Annotated in this window: 14 protein-coding genes; 8 read left to right on the top strand and 6 right to left on the bottom strand. The window is 51.5% G+C overall.

Going from position 1 to position 19,202, the window contains the following annotated elements:
- Position 1 precedes the first annotated feature (1 nt).
- Positions 2–223, bottom strand: a complete 222-nt coding sequence (locus P2H89_RS11405) for a hypothetical protein (RefSeq protein ID WP_275826870.1) — start codon at positions 221–223, stop codon at positions 2–4.
- Positions 224–461: 238 nt separating this feature from the next.
- Here P2H89_RS11405 and P2H89_RS11410 point away from each other — a divergent pair, with 238 nt between their 5' ends.
- Positions 462–1,655 (top strand): DcaP family trimeric outer membrane transporter, encoded by a 1,194-nt coding sequence (locus P2H89_RS11410; RefSeq protein ID WP_275826871.1) that lies wholly within the window; start codon positions 462–464, stop codon positions 1,653–1,655.
- 21 nt (positions 1,656–1,676) lie between these two features.
- Here P2H89_RS11410 and P2H89_RS11415 read toward each other — a convergent pair whose 3' ends face one another.
- A complete protein-coding gene (locus P2H89_RS11415; RefSeq protein WP_275826872.1) occupies positions 1,677–2,390 on the bottom strand; it encodes a MarC family protein in 714 nt (237 codons plus the stop codon).
- Between the two features lie 147 nt (positions 2,391–2,537).
- On the opposite strand from P2H89_RS11415, the gene P2H89_RS11420 reads away from it, so the two are divergent.
- The 4 genes from P2H89_RS11420 to P2H89_RS11435 all read left to right on the top strand — a co-directional run bounded on the left by P2H89_RS11420 (position 2,538) and on the right by P2H89_RS11435 (position 10,839).
- Complete coding sequence (locus P2H89_RS11420) at positions 2,538–5,681, top strand: sensor histidine kinase (RefSeq protein WP_275826873.1); 3,144 nt, start codon at positions 2,538–2,540, stop codon at positions 5,679–5,681.
- A 10-nt stretch (positions 5,682–5,691) separates the two neighbouring features.
- Positions 5,692–6,450: a LytTR family DNA-binding domain-containing protein gene (locus P2H89_RS11425; protein WP_275826874.1), complete on the top strand. Its 759-nt coding sequence runs from the start codon at positions 5,692–5,694 to the stop codon at positions 6,448–6,450.
- A gap of 198 nt (positions 6,451–6,648) precedes the next feature.
- Positions 6,649–8,361, top strand: coding sequence for a hypothetical protein (locus P2H89_RS11430; RefSeq protein ID WP_275826875.1), 1,713 nt, complete (start codon positions 6,649–6,651; stop codon positions 8,359–8,361).
- Between the two features lie 66 nt (positions 8,362–8,427).
- On the top strand, positions 8,428–10,839 hold the full coding sequence (locus P2H89_RS11435; RefSeq protein WP_275826876.1) for a class I SAM-dependent methyltransferase: 2,412 nt from the start codon (positions 8,428–8,430) through the stop codon (positions 10,837–10,839).
- A gap of 83 nt (positions 10,840–10,922) precedes the next feature.
- Here the strand turns inward: P2H89_RS11435 and leuB are convergent, their stop codons facing one another.
- The 4 genes from leuB to leuC form a co-directional block, all read right to left on the bottom strand.
- Positions 10,923–11,996, bottom strand: coding sequence for a 3-isopropylmalate dehydrogenase (gene leuB / locus P2H89_RS11440; RefSeq protein ID WP_275826877.1), 1,074 nt, complete (start codon positions 11,994–11,996; stop codon positions 10,923–10,925).
- A gap of 111 nt (positions 11,997–12,107) precedes the next feature.
- Positions 12,108–13,601, bottom strand: a complete 1,494-nt coding sequence (locus P2H89_RS11445; protein ID WP_275826878.1) for an alpha-isopropylmalate synthase regulatory domain-containing protein — start codon at positions 13,599–13,601, stop codon at positions 12,108–12,110.
- Between the two features lie 46 nt (positions 13,602–13,647).
- Positions 13,648–14,244 carry a 3-isopropylmalate dehydratase small subunit gene (gene leuD, locus P2H89_RS11450; RefSeq protein WP_275826879.1) on the bottom strand — a complete coding sequence of 199 codons (597 nt, stop codon included), beginning with the start codon at positions 14,242–14,244 and terminating at the stop codon, positions 13,648–13,650.
- 32 nt (positions 14,245–14,276) lie between these two features.
- A complete protein-coding gene (gene leuC, locus P2H89_RS11455) occupies positions 14,277–15,680 on the bottom strand; it encodes a 3-isopropylmalate dehydratase large subunit (protein WP_275826880.1) in 1,404 nt (467 codons plus the stop codon).
- A gap of 238 nt (positions 15,681–15,918) precedes the next feature.
- Between leuC and P2H89_RS11460 the strand changes: the two genes are divergently transcribed.
- Genes P2H89_RS11460 through P2H89_RS11470 form a run of 3 tightly spaced genes read left to right on the top strand, consistent with a single transcriptional unit; the run spans position 15,919 to position 19,134 of the window.
- Complete coding sequence (locus P2H89_RS11460) at positions 15,919–17,091, top strand: tetratricopeptide repeat protein (protein ID WP_275826881.1); 1,173 nt, start codon at positions 15,919–15,921, stop codon at positions 17,089–17,091.
- A 38-nt stretch (positions 17,092–17,129) separates the two neighbouring features.
- A complete protein-coding gene (locus P2H89_RS11465; protein WP_275826882.1) occupies positions 17,130–17,882 on the top strand; it encodes an NIPSNAP family protein in 753 nt (250 codons plus the stop codon).
- A 49-nt stretch (positions 17,883–17,931) separates the two neighbouring features.
- Entirely contained in the window at positions 17,932–19,134 is a 1,203-nt protein-coding gene (locus P2H89_RS11470; RefSeq protein WP_275826883.1) for a DUF763 domain-containing protein, read from the top strand.
- The last annotated feature ends 68 nt before the right edge of the window (positions 19,135–19,202 follow it).

Genomic DNA, 19,202 nt, shown 5'->3' on the forward strand with positions numbered 1-19,202 from the left:
GCTAGTGTACGTACTCGTCGAGCCAGGTCTGACAAAAAGTGGCCAGGTTCATGCGCGAATTGCCATCCAGCATCAACTCATCATGCACGAGGTGATAAATGGTTCGCATATCCTGCGCATCATCGGGCATGGTGTATTTGGGAATGCTGTGGGTCGAGCTGTCCATCGCATACATACCGATCACCAGGCGGCTGGCATCCTTTTTCTTTGTGTAAAGAGACATGTGCAAACATTTAGTGAGTAGAATAGAAACGATCACCTTGGGATGGAAGCAGCAGGAAGCATTGTCTTACGCAGCGGGAGAATATCAATAGTCGATAGTTGAAAGTTACACCCAATGTCATTCACAAATAATTCCAAGTTGCTCAATATTCTAAAAACTGAACGGGCACCGTTTTCATCTACAGAAAATAGAGTAACTTGATGCATCCCCGCCGAGTCATCACCAAACAGCGCGATCGATGAACAGGCTTTACATGACCATACTGCTGCTCTTCACCTGCAATACATTATTGGCCCAGGAGCAGCCACCGGAAAAAGAAAAAGGCAAAGGCATTACCCGCAACGATATCGAAAGTGGCTCCTACGAAGGGTTGGTGTTTACCGATGTGCGGGGCATCCGGCTTCGCTTTAACGGATTTGTCCAGGCCGACTTCATCCACGACTTCAACGACATGGCCAATAAGTATGGGTTTCAACCGTCCACCATAACAGTACCAACACTGCATGATGCGAATACGGTGTTCAGCTATCGCCAGTCGCGATTTGCCTTCACGGCGTTGGGCCCCGTAGATCGCCGGGGACGCTTTTTAAAAGCAGTACTTGAATTTGACCTGTGGGGCAACAATACCGGTAACCCGCGCCTCCGCCATGCCTATATCGAGCATGGCAAGTGGATACTGGGACAAACCTTTAGTAACTTTATGAATGCGAATATCTGGCCCAATATCGTCGACTTCTGGGGGCCTAACGCGATCATTTCAATACGGCAGCCGCAGCTACGCTTCACCCAAAAATTGCCGAAGCAATACACGTTGTCAGTTTCAGTAGAGCAGCCTGGCAGCGATATCATACTGCCGCTCACCTGGGAAAAAAGAACAGTGTATCCGGATGTAACGGCAGCCCTGCAGAAAAACTTCGGACAGGAAGTTGCCAGCCACCTTCGCCTGGCTGCACTATTGCATCCTATTGATTACAAAAACGGCCAGGCTGTCAAGAAGACAAGCTTCGGGTATGCCGGCAGTTTTTCCGGCAGCATCGCCCTGCACGGCAAAGACGATATTCGCTTCCAGGTAAATTATGGAAAGGGATTCTCAAAATTCAACGAAGGGATCAGCGGCCAGGGATACGATGCCTACGCAAAAGACCTCAGCATAGAACCGCTGGAGATGCTCAACTACTGGGCATACTACGACCGTTACTGGAATGATAAATGGGGATCGGCCATCGGATGGAGCAGCATCCGGTTATTCAATACCGGCAGCATGGGCAACGCGGCCCTGCGTTATTCCAGCTACACCTCCTTCAACACCACTTATTATTTTACCCGCTATTTCAAGCTCGCCGGGGAAGTACTGTATGGTGAAAGAAAGATCAATACGGGCGAGCGGGGTAACAATGTGCGGTTACAATTCACCGGTTTTATCCGGTTCTAAACCGGGCAATTTCAGAGTACATTAAACGCTTACCCCTTTCACAACAGACTTGATGAAATCTTCCACACCCCCAAAGAGGATCTGACCACCGATACAAAGCAGGATAAACGCAAAGATCTTCATGATCACCTTGCGCATCTGGAGCGACAGGCGGCCCAGCACATAGTCTGTACTGCCGTAGCAGACATACACAGTGATCGCGATGAGCACGATGGCGGTAATGGCGCCGGCAAATTGCAGTACGCTGTTGGTGCTGTTGCCCCGGTGCACCAGCGATTCGGCACTGATGGTAAGCGCCACAGAGATGGTACCGGGGCCTACCGTAAAAGGGAAAGTGAAAGGATAGAACAACTTGCTTTTGTAAGCCTCGAAACCCCGGATGCTGTTGGCCAGCTTCATCTTCTCGTCGCTGTCGTTGGAATCATCATCCTTGGTCAGCGAACGCCAGCCCATCGCCAGGATCACCATGCCCCCGCATATTTTAACGATGGGAACGGTAATACCAAACAGCTTCAGGATATAGATGCCTCCCAGCAGCACCACGATGAGCATGATACAGGCATTAAGGGCGATCTTGCGGGCCATCAGACGCCGCTCGCGCCCATCGGCGCCGGGCGTGATATTATAGAACAATACCCCCGACCCGATCGGATTAATTACATGAAACAACGCTACATAAGTAAGCGGAATGATGCTGGCAAAATATTCCAGCTGCGCGATAAAGTTTTCGGGCATGGCCCAAACCTACCAAAAATGCAGTAACCGGCAAGCAGTTGTCTCAAAAAACAACCAGGTTGAACAGTAACCTTCCAACGCCTCACCGAAAAGCACCATTCGCAAGGTAGACTTGAAAAAACCAGGCCGGTAAACTAAATTCGGGATATGAGGAAGCCGATCCTTTTATGTTGCTGGCTGCTTGCAGCAACCTGGCCGGTTGGTGCACAAAATAACTTGTGGGCCACCTTCGAACAATTTGGACAAAAGGAGGGCTACCAAAACTACAGCAGTCCGGGTAAGATCACCCGCGATAAGGAAGGGCTGCTTTGGATCGGCAGCGACAACGGACTCTATAGTTTCGACGGCACCCACTTTACCAATTACCGGCATATTGCCGGTAACGACAGCAGCCTCCCCCGCAATGTGGTGTCTTTTAACTACCAGGACAAACAGGGCCAGTACTGGACAGCACTGCCCAACGCGGGTTTGTACCGGTTCAATCCAATCACCCGCGCATTCCGCCGATTTACCTATCAGGGAATAGAGCAGTTCAACATCCACCAGCAAAGAATATACGACATCTACGAGGAGGGCGAAAAACTATGGTTCATACTGCCCGGTTATGGATTGGCCTGCTGGGATCGCACAACGGCCACGATGAAGCACTACCCGAACCGGATGGCCGGCAGCGGCGCCACCTATTATTCGACATCGTGGATAACCACTATGGTCAAAAGCAAAACGGATAATACCTATTGGATAGGCAGCAACGATGGCCTGTTGCAATTTGATCCCGCAACCGGTAGCTGGCAGACCTTTCGCCCCGACCCGCTATCTACCATCGATGGCAGAAACATGGGTAGTATCTTCAACCAGCTTTACCTGGAAGCCGACGGAACCCTTTGGTGCGGCAGCTGGGGCCGGGGACTGCTACGATTCAACACCCGTGAAAAAAAGTTCACCGCCTCGTATACCTGGAAACAAGGCATTGCAGGTTCGCGAAATATCTGTAGTGGTCTTTGGAAGGCCAACGAACACCAGCTATGGGTTTGTACGCTCGATTACGGATTGTTATTGTTCGACAAACGTTCCGCATCCTTTCGCAAAACCAGGAGCATCGAAAAACCTGATGGTGCATTGGCCGTCAACAGCAGCTACCCAACGTCTCCTTACAATATGTGGGTGGTGGATAACAAAAATCTGTACAGGATCAATGTCGATACCACCCGGTTCCGTTGGTACCAGGTCATAGATCAGGCAAGTCAGCCCACGACACCTGGTGGCATCTACAATTTCATACGCCAGGGCTACAAGGTATATACCGGCGCATTCTATGATGGCCACTTTGGCTATTATGACCTGCAGCAACAGCGGTTTGTAAAGCGGCAGTTAAGCACAACACGCGACAACGAGGCCCCTTTGCACCTTTCCCAGGATCGTCAGGGCATAATCTGGGTATGTACCCAACAGGGCACTTATTGGTACGATCCATACCAGGAGCGGCTGTTGACGCCTCCCCTTATCGATAGCAGCGACCAGTATTTCCGCTCACACGGGCGAAGATCGCTCCACGCCCGCAATGGCAGCCACTGGCTCGCTACCAACAAAGGTTTACTGTACTATGATCCCGTAAAACGAACAACCACCGTATTCGATTCCCTGCAACCTCCCCGCCATCGCATCCGCTCACAGTGGGTTTATGAATTATACGAAGATTCGAAAGGAAGGATTTGGATCGGCACCCTCACTGAAGGTGTTTTCTGCTATTTACCGCAACAGGATACACTCATCAATATCCGGCAGCCCAACTTGCCCAGTGAAAAATGTATTGCCGTGCGCGAAGACAAAGCGGGCAATATCCTCTATATACTGGAATCAACAGGACTGGTAGTGCTCGAACAGCCATTTACCGCTCAGCAACGGTCCTATTTATACAACAGCAGCAACGACCTGCCCACCGATTACATCAACAGTATCCATATCGATACTAAAGGCAGGGTATGGTTAAACACCGCCAATGGGCTCGTCCTGTTCAACCCAGCCACCCGATCGCATATAGCCTTCCGCCGGCAGGACGGGCTATGGGACAATGCCATCGACTCCCGGCTGTACCAGGATAGCAGCGGATTGATGTACATAGGATTCAATTATGGATACCAGACCTTCCATCCCGATACATTGTTGAAGCACACCGATCAGCCATTCTATGTGCGCCTGAGCTCGCTGGAGATCGACGGGCAGCAGCAGGCCCTGCATGCGGCCTACAACAACGGCATTACCCTGGCCCCTACCCAAAACAACATCAGTTTTTCGTTTGCAGCAATAAGCCCTTCGCTAACGGGACAATACAAGTATGCTTACCTGCTCGAAGGGGTCGACAAAGACTGGAACCAAACGGGCAGTGCCACCACCGGCCAGTACAGCTACCTGCCCCCTGGGAATTACCGGTTGCGCATCAGGGCGGCTGGCAACAACGAAGCATGGTCGGTCAATGAATGGCAAATGCCTTTCGTCGTGCTGCCTGCCTGGTACCAGACTACCTGGTTCAGGATACTGGCAGCAGCCTTATTGGCAGGCCTGGTGTATGCCTTGTTCCGCTACCGTCTTAAAAAAGTACGCCTGGAAGCGGCACTCACAGAAAATTACCACAAACGCATCAAGGAACTCGAAATACGATCACTGCGGGCACAGATGAATCCGCATTTCATCTTCAACAGCCTTAGCAGCATCAACCGCTACATCGTGAAGAGCGATCATAAGATGGCATCCAACTACCTCACCCGGTTTTCGCGGCTCATCCGGCAAATACTGGACAATTCTGCTGCAGACAGCATCAGCCTGGAAACCGAACTGGAAACCCTCGAACTGTATATTGAAATGGAAAAGCTCCGCTTTGATGAGGCATTCACCTACGAGATCATTGTCGACGAACGGATACATGCCGCCGACACCTTTATACCGCCCATGCTCCTGCAACCCTATGTGGAAAATGCCATCTGGCATGGGCTCCTGCACCGGGAAGACGGGCACGGGAAACTAACGATCCGCCTGTTGCACAAGTCCGACGCCCTGCTCGAAGCACAGATCGAAGACAATGGCGTGGGTCGTCAAAAGGCCATGGAAATGAAGAGCCGCGAAGCCATCCGCACCAAATCCTATGGCATGCAATTGAGCCAGGACAGGCTACAGCTACTCGGCCAGCAAAAGGATAGCGCATCGGTCGTGATCGATGACCTCACGGATGCCGCTGGCAAGCCCGGCGGTACCCGGGTAATTTTGTATATTCCTATTCAAAACATCACCGCGTAAACCGGCAGCCATGAACGAGATCAAAGCAGTATTGGTAGATGATGAAAAGAATACCCTCGAATTGCTCGAGTGGCAGCTGCAAACCTATTGTCCGCAGGTGAAGGCCGTAGCGCTTTGCACCAACGCCGATGACGGCATTGCGGCCATCCGCACACACGATCCCCAATTGGTATTCCTCGATATCGAAATGCCCCGCAAGAATGGGTTCGAGCTCCTCTTGTCGTTTCCCGAGCCCAACTTCGAAGTCATCTTTACCACGGCCTACAACCAATTTGCCCTGAAGGCCTTCAAGTTTGCAGCACTCGATTACCTGCTGAAGCCGGTTGATGCCGACGACCTGATGGTGGCGGTGACACGCTATGAGAAACACCGCCGCAATATCGACTTCCGTACACAGCTCGATATATTATTACAGCAATACCAGCAACCGAGAGCACTTCCCGGCAAGATCCCCCTGGCTACCCAGGAAGGCATCCTCTTCGCCGATCCCCATCAGATCGTGCATTGCGAAGCTTCCAGCAACTATTGCGTGGTGCACTTTGCAGATAAAACAAAGCTGATCCTTTCCAGGCCACTGAAAGAAATGGAAGACCTTTTATTGCCCTTTAACTTCCTGCGCGTACATCACTCCCACCTCATCAACCTCAGCCATGTAAAACGGTATGTAAAGGCCGATGGCGGCTTTATCGAAATGAGCACCGGCGATCAGGTCACCATCTCCCGTCAGCGACGCGAAATGATCGTTGAGATACTGATGAAGAAACTTTAAAGGATCAGCCACCGACACGAGCGCCGATTCAGCGCTGGCGGCAACCTGCCGCCAACACCAGCCCCGGTACTACCACAAGCCCGCCTCTCCTTGCCGCCCGTCACGCCCGCATTGCCAATCGCTCGTTGGCGCCCGCCAACCGCTCATCCGGCCGGGAATCGCCTCCCGGGTGCTATAACTTGGTACAAAACCCTCCACATGCCATCCTCCACCAAAGCCCGCCTGTTCACCGGCGCCATGGCCGCATTACTCATCGTAACCCTGGTACAGTGGAATCCTCAACCCGTACCGACTTACACCGGCAACCAGGAATGGCTCAACGTTCGCAGCAGGTACGCCGTTCGCTGTCTGCCACCCGCTTATGTACCGGAAGATTTTCTGCAAAAGCCTATCTCTTTAAAGAAAGGGATCGGACAGGTTAGCTATCCCATACAAACAACTTCTCCTAAGGCCCAGATCTTCTTCAACCAGGGTATGACCTACCTCTACAACTTCGAATGGGTGCAGGCGGCGCGGTCCTTCTTCGAAGCAAAACGATTTGACTCTACCTCGGCCATGATCAGCTTTGGACTCGCCAACGCTTATGCCAACATGATTGATAGTAACGAGGCAAGAAGGTTTGGTCAATTGGCACTGCAACAAAGCAAGACGCCCTATGAAGGATCAATAACCCGCCTTCATGCCACCATGCTCGCGCCGGCACACGACCCGTCGACAGCCACCGCCAATAAACTATTAGCATACCGCCAGATCGATTCGTTGGTAGCAGCAAACGCCCACAATGCCGAAGCCTGGATGTTTGCCGGCAACTGTTATGCAGAGCTCAAATGGAAAGAAGGAGAAACAGAACAGGAGCATTACAAACAGGCAGGCACCTACTTTCACAAAGCCCTCGATATACTACCCAAACATTTCGGGGCCTGGCACTTGCTGATACACATCAACGAAGGATTGTCCAACTTCGGGGCTTGCCTCACCTATGGCAACCTATACACGCAGGCAGCGCCCGAAATACCCCACGCATGGCATATGTATGCCCACGACCTGATGAAGACTGGACGAGTCGATGAAGCCATCGAAAAATTCAACCATGCATTTCTGCTCGAACAGAAGAAGTATAAAGAAGAACAAATGCCCACGCACTATGACTGGCACCATACACACAACCTCGAACTGCTGGCATACAGTCACCAGTACAAAGGGCAACTTGCCAAAGCAGAGGCCATCTTTGCCAAACTCGACACCATCAAAGCTTTTTCCGTCCAGGCTACCGGCCAGATCAGGAAAGGATACCCCGAATACCTGTTGCAGAACGGACGCTATCTCGATGCAGTACGTATTGCACAGACCATGAAAGGCAGTCAGTATTCGGCAGGCATAGCCTATTCGCTGGCGGGATTGGGCTACCTCCTCGCGAAAGACACAGCAAACGCACGCCACGAAGCGACGCTATACGGGAAGCGGCTGGATTCCGTATTGCTGCAAAGGCTAAAAGAAGGATACACAAAGGAAGAAGCAGTAAGAATGCAATCGATCGGCAGGGGCTTATTAACACTGGTGGAGTCCGGTATCTCATTGCAGGCCGATCCGGAAAACAGCGGGCTACGGCAACAATTCACGAAAGTACAAACGGCCATGTTGAAACAAACGGGGCCCGACGCCTGGATAGCTGCTTTGTATTTTCTGCAGCTCGTTACCAATATCACCTGGTCGGGCGGCAATATGGAACTCGCCGAAACCAGCGCCCGCACCATGTTGCAGCACGATCCCAATTACGGCGGTGGCCATTGGTGGCTCGCGAAGATCCTGCATCGGCAAGGAAAGCTGGTTGAGGCCAATGCCGAACTGGATAAAGCCAGGAAAGCTTATGAAGACGCAGATCCGGCATTCTTACGAACTTTGACACTGTAAAGCATCCCGCCACAGCAATCCGCGCCCATACGTTCTGCCCTATACCCAACAATTAAACCAACCACCATGCGCAAGCCCAATCATTTTGCCGGCATTTTCCTGCTATCGCTGGCCACCTTGTTACTGGAACTTTCGCTTACCCGTGTAATGAGTGTTTCCCTCTGGTACCATTTTGGTTTTCTGGTGATATCGACAGCGCTGCTGGGCTTTGGCACGGCAGGCGTGGTATTGGCCTGCTGGCGAAACTTGCTCGAAAAAGCGAACCTCGATCAGGCACTTGCCTGGCTCTCGTTGTTGTTCGGGTTGGTGACGATCGGCTCGTATTGGCTATTGCAGCAGCTGCCCTTCAATCCCTTTTCCATCGCAACCGATCCCAGGCAATGGTGGATCATGTTGCTTTACTATATTATCATCGCGGCACCTTTCTTCGTTTCGGGCCTGGCTTTATCCTTACTGTTTACCCGTTCATCGCAACACATGAGCCGGTTATATGCCTGGGACCTGGCGGGTGCCGCCATGGGATGCCTGCTCATCGCCTGGGTGATGCCCTCACTGGGTGGCAGCGGATCGGTGGTGATGGCGGCGGCACTGGGCACTACTGCGACCTTCTTTTTCTGCAGCCAAAACATACTGCGCTTTTCCGGACTCGCCCTGTTCCTCCTCCTCGCCACCCTGGCCACATTGGCCGACCGCTGGCTGCCCATCAAGATCACTGAAAATAAAAGACCCGCTACTTTTAAGGCGAAGCCAATACTTACCCAATGGAATACCTTTTCCTTTATTGAACTCTTCGAGCGAAAGGCCGATTCCGCCACCGGGAACCTGGCATTGAGACGGTTTATGATCGACGGAGGCACCGCGGCAACGGGAATGGTGCAACTCTCGCCCGATGTTAGAAGCTATTTGGAAGCACATCCCCACGACTCTGTGTACGAAACCAGTGCAGCCTACGTACAATTGAATCACCCGGCAGTATTGAATATCGGCAGCGGGGCCGGACAGGAAGTACTCGACGCCCTGCACCACAAAGCCCGCCGGGTGGTATCCGTAGAGATCAACCCCATCATTAACCATACAGTCAAAGAGAGCATGAATGAGTTCTGGGGCAACCTGTTTCGCCAGCCGGGAGTTGAGCTCGTTACAGAAGAAGGCAGGAGTTATATCAACCGAAGCCGCGATCAGTTCGACGTGATCCTCTCTTCGCATACCATCAGCAATGCTGCAGTAGCTTCAGGGGCACTAAGCCTCGCCGAAAATTATGTGCTCACCAAAGAAGCATTTAATGCCTACTACAACCACCTCTCCGATACTGGTGTGATCTTTTTTTCCCGTCCCGAATCACAGTTGCCCCGATTGGTAACAACAGCGCGGGAAGTACTGGCCGACCATGACGTGGCCGATTTCTCCCGGCACTTTTACCTCTATAGATTGCCGCCGCCCAAAAACCAGCACAACCGGTCCTTCGTGGCCTGTTTCATGATGCGTAAGTCGCCCTTTACCAAAGAGCAGATAGACCTGATCGATAGCCAGGTGCTAACCCGCCATACATTCACCGATTCCATTTGGCAGCCTGTTCAAAAGCTATATGCCCCTTATGCCGGAAGGATCCCCAATGTATACGACACCATATTGACCACCCCCGACCTGAAAGCATTTTATGCCGGCTATGCAGCACAGGTAGCCCCGGCTACCGACGACAAACCCTTCTTCAACCAACACGCACGCTGGTCGGATATTGGCATACGCACGATCCGCGACGTGTTTTCACAAGATGATCCCACCGCCGCGAGATTGGCCCTCGAAAACAAACCGGTAGCAGAAGTAACCCTTACGATCATCCTGGTGCAGTCGATACTGCTGGCCACCATCCTCATCTTGTTTCCGCTGTATCGCTTCAACAGATCGGGCGTAATATTTGCCGGCCGCTGGCGCTACCTGGGTTATTTCGCCATGCTGGGCCTGGGTTTCATCATGATAGAAATATCCTTTATCCAACGGTTCACACTCTACCTCGGACAGCCGGTGTATACACTGGCTGTCATTATAGCGGGCTTGCTGCTGTTTACCGGGATAGGTTCCTGGCTTACGGAAAAGCTGGCGATATCGCCGGCATCCCTCACCAAACGCTGGATACCGGTATTACTCGCCGTATTACTACTCACCTCTTTGCTCACACCATTATTATTCAATAGTACGATCCACTGGCTTTTAGGATGGCGCATTGCACTAACCTTGTTGCTATTGGCGCCATTGGGCATCCTCCTGGGTATGCCCTTCCCTACGGGCATTAAAGCAGTGAGCTATTCATCGAAATCCTTTATCCCCTGGGCCTGGGGCGTCAATGGCTTCTTTACCGTAATTGGCTCCGTTACGGCATTGATCGCCGGTATGATCGCCGGATTTAAAGTAGTGATCCTGCTGGCAGCCTGTTGCTATTTGCTGGCGATGGTACTGCTGCCGAAAAAGGCGTCTTCCTGAACAGAACTTCATAACAACAAGGCCCGGCAACCATTCAGTTGCCGGGCCTTTATCATTTAACCCATATGGGCTCTATTCAACGCTTAGAGGAACTTCAACACTTCCGCACCGATTGCGTCCGTATTAAGTACTTTATCAGCAGGCGTAGTACCATCGGCGATATCGCGCGTACGGAAGCCAGCTTTCAATACTTTATCAACAGCAGCTATCACAGCTTCAGACTCTGCCTTCATACCGAAGGAGATGTCGAGCAGCAGGGCAGCAGACAAAATAGAAGCCAGCGGGTTGGCAACACCTTTACCAGTGATATCGTGGGCCGAACCGTGGATAGGCTCATACACACCAGTACCATCACCAATAGAAGCAGAAGCCAGCATACCCATAGAACCGGCGATCTGAGAAGCCTCATCGGTCAGGATGTCACCAAACAGGTTGGCAGTTACCACTACGTCGAAACGGCGGGGATCCTTGATCAGCAGCATCGCGGCAGCATCCACAAACTGGTGTTCCAGCTCCACGTCGGGATACTCCAGCGCTACCTTCTGTACCACTTCTCTCCACAGGCGGGAAGTTTCAATAACGTTGGCTTTGTCTACACTGCACAGCTTCTTACGGCGCGTGCGGGCAGCATCGAAAGCCTTGCGGGCAATACGCTCTACTTCGAAGCGGCTGTATTCGGCAATATCGTACGCCGTGTCGCCATTGTTCTTACGGCCTTTTTCGCCGAAGTAGATATCTCCGGTCAGTTCACGGAAGAACAGGATATCGGCGCCTTTCAGTATTTCGGGCTTGATGCTGGAAGCACCGAGCAATTCATCAAACAGCTTAATAGGGCGCAGGTTGGCATACAGGCCCAGCTCCTTGCGCATCTTCAGCAAACCCTGCTCAGGACGCACCTTAGCAGAAGGATCGTTATCATATTTAGGGTGGCCTACTGCACCAAACAACACCGCGTCGGATGTACGCATCTTCTCCAGCGACTCATCGGGTAAGGGAACACCGGTAGCTTCGATGGCCACGTGACCGATCAATGCTTCATCATAAGTAAAAGTATGTCCAAACTTCGCAGCGATCTTGTCCAGCACCTTTTTACCAACTGCAGTTACTTCCTGTCCGATACCATCACCAGGAACGATTAGAATGTGCTTAGTAGCCATTAGATTTTATTATGTTGTAAAAATATCAGGGTTGAAAAATATTGGAGCCGCAAATTACTGTATTCAGCGTACAAGTAAGGAGCAGCAGATCGACCAGGGCCGGTGAAGCCGCTAAATCTGGTTCAGCATCTTTTGCGTAGCCTTGATCGCCGACACAGTCTGGTCGCTGTCGAGACCGCGGGTAATGAACTCCTTGCCATGCTGCGACCACGTGATGATCGTTTCACACAAGGCATCCGTTTTACCACCGGGCGGAATACGCACCGTATAATCTGTCAGCAGGGGAAGTTCCCGCTTCAGTTGTTTATAGATCTTCTTCAACGCATTCATGAACGCATCGTATTGACCATCACCCTGCGAATGTTCCTCATACAACTCCCCGTCGATGCAGATCTTGATCGTAGCGGAAGGATGCAGGTTTTTCGAATGAGTGAGCACATAGTTTTCGATGCTCACTTTCTCCTCGATCGCATTGCTGTTCAAAACGTCGGCGATGATATAAGGCAGATCAGCCTGCGTCACCACTTCTTTGCGGTCGCCCAGCTCGATGATGCGTTGCGTTACTTTCTTCAGGTCGGCATCGGCCAGGTGAATACCCAGCTGCGCCAGGTTGTTCTCGATATTGGCCTTGCCACTGGTTTTACCAAGGGCATATTTACGCTGACGACCGAAGCGCTCGGGCATCAGGTCGCTGAAGTAAAGTTTGTTTTTCTTATCGCCATCAGCATGAATGCCGGCCGTTTGGGTGAACACGTTCTCTCCTACCACCGGCTTGTTCACCGGTACGCGGAAACCCGAGAAGGATTCTACCAGCTTGCTCACCGTGTACAAAGACTTCTCCACCACTTTGGTCTTTACCTCGGGTAAAAAGTCGTTCATCACCGCGATGGCGCTGGCCAACGGTGCATTGCCCGCTCTTTCTCCCATACCATTGATGGTAAGGTGAATACCATGAGCGCCCGCCTTGATGCCTTCGAGTACGTTGGCCGTACCCAGGTCGTAGTCGTTGTGCGCATGGAAATCGAAATGCAGCTTGGGATAACGCTTCACGATCGCGGAGATAAATTCATATACTTCCGAAGGAATCAGCACACCCAGCGTATCGGGCAGCATCACTCTTTTTACCGGCTGGTGTTGCAGGAAATCGAGGTATTGGTAAACATACTCCTGCGAATGGCGCATACCATTGCTCCAGTCTTCGAGGTATACATTGCACTCGAGTCCTTTTTTACGGGCGAGGGCAATCACGGCAGCGATCTCGGCGAAATGCTGCTCGGGCTTTTTCTTCAACTGGTGCGTGAGGTGATTGAGCGAGCCTTTGGTAAGCAGGTTCATCACTTTGGCGCCGGCTTTCTGCATCCATTGTACAGACACATCGCCATCCACAAAAGTGAGTACCTCTACTTTATTAAGAAACCCGTTGGCCTTGGCCCATTTGGTAATGGCCTTCACGGCGGCGAATTCACCATCCGAAACACGGGCAGAAGCGATCTCGATACGGTCAACCTTTACGTCGGTGAGCAAAAGTTGGGCAATCGTAAGCTTTTCAGAAGCTGAAAACGAAACTCCGCTGGTTTGTTCACCGTCACGGAGTGTCGTATCCATTATTTCAATGTAGCGCTGGGCTGAAGACATAATCGTTACTGGCTGTTTAGTATGGGCTGTTAGCAGCAAAAGCCTGGATCTCGGTTTTCAGAGATTGCAGGTAATCGATATCATCAAATCCGTTTTGCATGTTGTGCTTCTTATAGCCATTGATATCGAAAGATTCCTTTTCACCGGTCGCGAGGATGGTGATGGTTTGCGCAGGCAGACTCACTTCCAGCTCGGCCTTAGGATCGGCTTCGATCGCTTTAAAGATCTTATCGAGGAACTCCGGACTCACCTGCACGGGCAGGATGCCGATGTTCAGTGAGTTGTTCTTGAAGATATCAGCAAAGAAGCTCGATACTACGCAACGGAAACCGTAGTCATAAATAGCCCAGGCGGCGTGCTCACGGCTACTGCCGCTACCGAAGTTTCTGCCCCCAACGAGTATTTTGCCGGAATAGATAGCGTTGTTAAGAACAAAGTCTTGCTTGGGCGTATCATCGCCATTAAAACGCCAGTCGCGGAACAGGTTGTCACCAAAACCTTTCCGTTCCGTAGCTTTTAAGAAACGGGCAGGAATGATCTGGTCGGTATCCACGTTTTCAATCGGCATAGGAACAGCCGAACTCTTCAATATGGTGAATTTATCGTAAGCCATGATTGTAAATAATTGAGATGAACGGTAAAAGGTTAAATAAGTTCGCGGGGGTCAGTTACCACACCGGTTACGGCAGCAGCAGCAGCTACGAGCGGACTCGCGAGCATGGTGCGCGCGCCGGGCCCCTGACGGCCTTCGAAGTTGCGGTTGCTGGTGCTCACGGCGTATTTGCCGGCGGGGATCTTGTCGTCGTTCATCGCCAGGCAGGCCGAACAGCCGGGTTGACGCAGTTGGAAACCTGCAGCGGTAAGGATATCCAGGATACCCTCGTCCTTGATCTGTTGTTCTACGATGTGCGAACCGGGTACGATCCACGCAGTAACATGCTCAGCCTTCTTACGTCCTTTAATGATAGAGGCAAAAGCGCGGAAGTCTTCGATACGGCCATTGGTACAGCTGCCAATGAAAACGTAATCTACTTTCTTGCCGATCATCACGTCATCTTCATGGAAGCCCATGTAGTCGAGCGATTTGTCGTAGCTGGCCTTGCTGCCACCTACTTCTTTCGCTGTGGGGATATGCTTGGTGATACCCATGCCCATACCGGGGTTGGTACCGTAAGTGATCATGGGTTCAATGTCTGCCGCGTCGTAATTGTGTTCCACATCGAAAGTAGCGCCGGCATCAGTTTTCAACGTCTTCCAGTAAGCGAGTGCTTTATCCCAGGCAGCGCCTTGGGGAGCTTTCTCACGTCCTTTGATATAAGCGAAAGTCGTTTCATCGGGAGCGATCATACCGCCACGGGCACCCATCTCGATGCTCATGTTACAAACCGTCATACGGCCTTCCATGCTCATTTGCTCGAACACCTGTCCGGCAAACTCCACGAAGTAACCGGTAGCGCCGGCTGCGGTGAGTTTCGAGATGATATAGAGAACAACATCTTTAGGAGTGATGCCTTTGCCCAGCTGGCCATGCACGTTGATGCGCATTTTCTTGGGTTTGGGTTGCATGATACACTGAGAAGACAACACCATCTCTACTTCAGAAGTACCGATACCGAACGCAATAGCGCCGAAGGCACCGTGGGTAGAAGTGTGCGAGTCGCCGCAAACGATGGTCATACCCGGCAGGGTGATACCGTTTTCTGGTCCTACTACGTGCACGATACCGTTCTTGGGGTTACCAAGACCCCAGTGCGAAATACCGTATTTGGCAGAGTTGGACTCCAGGGCCTTCAACTGGTTGGCCGACAGGGGGTCCTGAACGGGCAGGTGCTGATTGATGGTGGGCGTGTTATGATCTGCAGTTGCAAAAGTCTTTTCGGGGAAAATAACCTTCAAACCACGGCTCTCGAGGCCCAGGAAGGCCACGGGGCTCGTAACCTCGTGAATAAAGTGACGATCAATGAAAAACACATCAGGACCATCTTCAATCTTCTTGACCACATGGGAGTCCCATACTTTGTCAAATAACGTAGCAGGCGTCTTGCTCATTTTGTATAATTTAAAACGGAATTGCGAATTTCTTAAAATATATCCGGAAAAACAGGTTTTAACCCTCCTTTTTCCTAACCTAAGTCATAAAATCGTGAAAATTATTCCACCCTGAAAATCAGCCGGTCCGGCATCCTGCCCCATCGGTTAACCCGGGAAAATAGGCCCGGGATCGTTAAATTGGAGCGCTTTCCGCAAATGTAACTCAATTTATCAGACCCTAAATCAATAGCAATCAGTGGATAATCGCTACGACCTGGATTATAGTGCGGTGATCGAAGAAGCAAAACGGCAGGCCCTGGCCTGCGCGCACGATATAGTGAGCACTGACCACTACCTGCTGGCCATGCTCCACCTCGATTGTTTGGCCAACCCTTACTTGTCCAGCCTCGACCAAGCACATTTTCAAGCCTGGACCTGCGAGAACTTTCCCCAGGCTAAAGCCTTACCTGATGAAAACAAGATCCCCACTGCCTGGTATGCAAGCCGGATAACCTGGCATGCCGCCTGGGTCGCCCAACAGGCTGACGCTGGCGATCCCACCAGCATACACCTGCTACTGGCAATCTTGAGTTACGATAACCATGTTTCTGAAAAACTGAAACAGGCCGGGATCATTTTCGAGGATGTTGCTTCCGCCATAGGCCTTCAGTCATTCCCAAGAAAGGGGCCTCAAATAAACCGTAGGGAAATAAAACCAGCCACCGGCTGGTCTAAACTATTTGGACGGGGGCCTTCAATCGATGAGCTGGGCGAAGAGCTGTATGGCCACGCCTATGAATTATTCCATTTTCAGCAATATGATGATTGCATCGCGGTTTGTACAGGAGGACTCAGTTGGCTGCCTGCATTCGATAGATTACGGGACCTGCTGGCCCAGAGTTATTTGTATAAGAGAGATTTTGTCAAAGCGCTGCCTGCATACCAGGAACTGGTACAGCTGTATCCCGAAGGCTTTAATTACAGGTACAGTCTTTCCTGCACACATGCGGAATTGGGCGAGTCCGGAAAAGCCGACACTTTATTCAATCAACTGCTGTTGCAATATCCCGAAAATGCATTATTGCTGAATGCAAAAGGCTTTGAGTGTTACAGGCAGGGAAAGTACGCCGAAGCCGTGCCCTGGTATGAAAAGGCTATTCAGGCCGATCCCTTGTTCGCATACCCATACGACAACCTTGGTTTCGTCAAATTCAAACTGGGACAAACACAGGAAGCATTGGAACTAATCGACAAAGCTCTCCAGCTCGACAAAGGAAACTCCTACGCATACATGTACCAGGGAAGAATTAAACTGGAGCAAAGCGATAAAGCCGGGGCCTTACAGCATTTTAAAAAAGCGCTGCATTTGCGTTTTACCCAGTCTTGGGGAGATGAAGTACTTGAACTCATCAAAAAATGTGAACAATAGATATCTGCAACTTCACTGAACTTCATTAGATTTATCCCATGAAACCTTACCGCCTCATCGCCCTGCTGCTCCTGCTGGCAGCCTCTGCCAAAACGATTGCCCAATCAACCGACAATCGCCTTTTTGAGCTCCGCATCTATTATTGCAACCCCGGCAAGCTCAACACCCTCATACAACGGTTTAACGACCATACGACCAAGCTTTTCGAAAAGCATGGCATGACCAATATTGGCTACTGGCTTCCTGTCAACAACACAGATAGCGCCCTGTACTACGTACTGGCATTCCCGAGCAAAGAAGCCCAGGAGGCGTCCTGGAAGTCCTTTATTGCCGATCCCGAATGGAAGCAGGTAGCCGCCAAATCGGAAGAGAACGGCAAGATCATCGCAAAGATCGTCTCCCAAAATATGCGCGCTTCGGATATCTCCCCCGCCATCGCAGCATCACAAAAAAGCCCCGACCGCACATTCGAGTTACGCACCTATACCTGCCTGCCCGGCCAATTGCCCAAACTCATCACCCGCTTTCGCGACCATACCGAAAAGCTGTTTGAGAAACACGGCATGACCAATGTTGCCTATTGGACCACCATTGAAAAAGACAGCAGCCAGCCCAAACTGGTGTATATACTCGCCCACAAAAGTGTAGAAGCCGTTAAGCAATCATTCGACGCCTTCCGCGCCGATCCCGCCTGGATCGCCGTCCGCGACGCTTCGGAGAAAGACGGTAAGATCGTAGAGAAACTGGAATCGGTCATCATGAAACCGCTGCCCTTCTCAACCATCCGTTAAAGAATCGGAGCAACACACCTGTTTAAAGTCTCACCCCTACCTTTGCTGCATGAAACGCTCGGGGTCTGCAGATCTGCCGCTGCATTATGGATATGTGCCGAAATGGTTGGCAGAACGCATGGCGAAGCTCGGATTGGCCATTACAGAAACCATCCTCATGGATTACGGGAAGGAAGAAGTATTGCGCCGCCTCTCCGATCCCTTCTGGTTCCAAAGCCTCGGCGCCGTCATGGGCATGGACTGGCACTCGTCCGGCATCACCACCTCAGTAATGGGCGCCCTTAAACGCGCCATCAATCCACACGGAAAGGAATTAGGGATTTATATCTGCGGAGGTAAGGGAAAGTTCTCTACCGAAACACCCGCCGAACTCCTGCGCCTGGCCGATGCCACCGGCCTCAATGGCACCGAACTCGTGCACGCCAGTAAACTCAGTGCTAAAGTCGACAATACCGCCGTGCAGGATGGATTTCAGTTGTACACCCACAACTTTGTCGTCAGCGATACCGGACAGTGGACCGTCATTCAACAGGGTATGAATCCCAATAACAAAACCGCCCGACGCTACCACTGGCATTCAGGCAACATCCAGTCATTTGTAGAAGAACCGCACACCGGTGTATGCGGCATCAACCAGGGCTCCATCCTCAACCTCACTGCTGGCGATGCCGCCAACACCCGCAACAGCATCGTACACATCACCACCGAAGAACCCATGCAAATAGTGCGCGACTTCCAGCGCCTCATCATGCCTGCGCACCACGACGTACGCAAAGAAGACGTGAACCTCAAACGCCTTGGCTCTGTACTATGGCTCGCCCATGAACAACACCTCACCAATTTTGAAGACTTCTTACTGCTGGAAGGCGTTGGTCCACGCACCCTGCAATCGCTCACCCTCGTCAGTGAAGTGATACATGGTACGCCCTCCCGATTCCGCGACCCTGCGCGCTTTTCTTTTGCACATGGCGGTAAAGACGGTCACCCGTTTCCCGTACCGGTCAACGTGTACGACGAAACCATCAGCCTATTGCAAACCGCTGTACACCGGTCGAAGCTCGGCAATACCGATAAAGCCGAAGCGATCCAAAAGTTGCATGAAATAGCCGCGCGGGCCGAAAAGGACTTTGTGCCCAATGATAATTTTGAAGCGTTGATAGAAAAGGAACGTGAGGAATCCTATAAGCACGGAGGCCGCACCGTATTTGGTAAAGAAAAACCACCACAGTCAGATCAGCTTTCCCTCTTCTAACCAATAACTACAACCCACAAACAAAAAACCCCGTTCCGGAGAACAGGGTCATGAATATGCCTAGAACT

The sequence above is a fragment of the Paraflavitalea sp. CAU 1676 genome (assembly GCF_029223285.1).
In the GTDB taxonomy this organism is placed as follows: Bacteria; Bacteroidota; Bacteroidia; order Chitinophagales; family Chitinophagaceae; genus Paraflavitalea.